This is a genomic window from Rhizobacter sp. P2_H2 (assembly GCF_056403375.1).
Window position 1 is genome coordinate 1 of record NZ_JBFUFP010001553.1, and the last position, 907, is coordinate 907.

General features: G+C 65.8%; 2 protein-coding genes. Both read right to left on the reverse strand.

All coding sequences use genetic code 11. The features are described from left to right. Positions 1 to 39 precede the first annotated feature (39 nt). Positions 40 to 621 carry a superoxide dismutase gene (locus AC1D15_RS34680; protein ID WP_047508842.1) on the reverse strand — a complete coding sequence of 194 codons (582 nt, stop codon included), beginning with the start codon at positions 619 to 621 and terminating at the stop codon, positions 40 to 42. A 23-nt stretch (positions 622 to 644) separates the two neighbouring features. Continuing rightward, on the reverse strand, positions 645 to 907 hold a 263-nt coding region (locus AC1D15_RS34685; protein WP_477829647.1), incomplete at its 5' end, for an exodeoxyribonuclease VII large subunit.

Sequence of the window (907 nt, forward strand, 5' to 3'; positions counted from 1 at the left end):
GTCCAGGGACCGGCTTTTTGCTGGGCGACGAACGCTCGCTCAGGCGAAGTTCTTCTCGGCGAAGTCCCAGTTGACCAGCGAGGTCAGGAAGGTCTCGACGAACTTCGGGCGCAGGTTGCGGTAGTCGATGTAGTAGGCATGCTCCCACACGTCGATCGTCAGCAGCGCCTTGTCGGCGGTCGTCAGCGGCGTGCCGGCGGCACCCATGTTGACGATGTCGACGCTGCCGTCGGCCTTCTTCACGAGCCAGGTCCAGCCCGAACCGAAGTTGCCGACGGCGCTCTTCGTGAAGGCTTCCTTGAACGACGCGTAGCTGCCGAACTTCGCGGTGATCGCCGCCGCCAGCGCGCCCTTGGGCTCGCCGCCGCCGGCCGGCTTCATGCCGTTCCAGAAGAAGGTGTGGTTCCAGATCTGCGCGGCATTGTTGTAGATGCCACCGGAGGATTTCTTGATGATCTCTTCCAGGCTCAGGGACTCGAACTCGGTGCCCTTCTGCAGGTTGTTCAGGTTCACCACATAGGCGTTGTGGTGCTTGCCGTAGTGGTATTCGAGCGTTTCCTTGCTCAGGTGCGGAGCGAGGGCGTCTTGTGCGTACGGCAGCGGCGGCAGAGTGTGTTCCATGCGAATTCCTTTCGGGTATCGAGTCAGGTGGGGCGCATTGTAGGCAGAGGAGACGCGGGTTGCAGGCGCGCGTCCGATGACGTCACTTGCGTCACGTCCACTGTCGCGCGGCCGTCGGACAGCACCGCGCCGAGCCGCTGCCCGACGGTGAGTGCCGCCACGCTGGCCACCGGCGCGCCCTGCCCGTCCTCGAGCCACGCGTAGCCGCGCGCCAGTACCTGGCGCGGGTCGACCGCCTGCAGCCGTGCCGCCAGCGCAGCGGCGCGATGCCCGGCGCCTTCGGTGC

Coding starts and splice junctions, on each gene's coding strand:
- AC1D15_RS34680 (WP_047508842.1), bottom strand. CDS start 621: ATGGAACACACTCTGCCGCCGCTGCCGTACGCACAAGACGCCCTCGCT.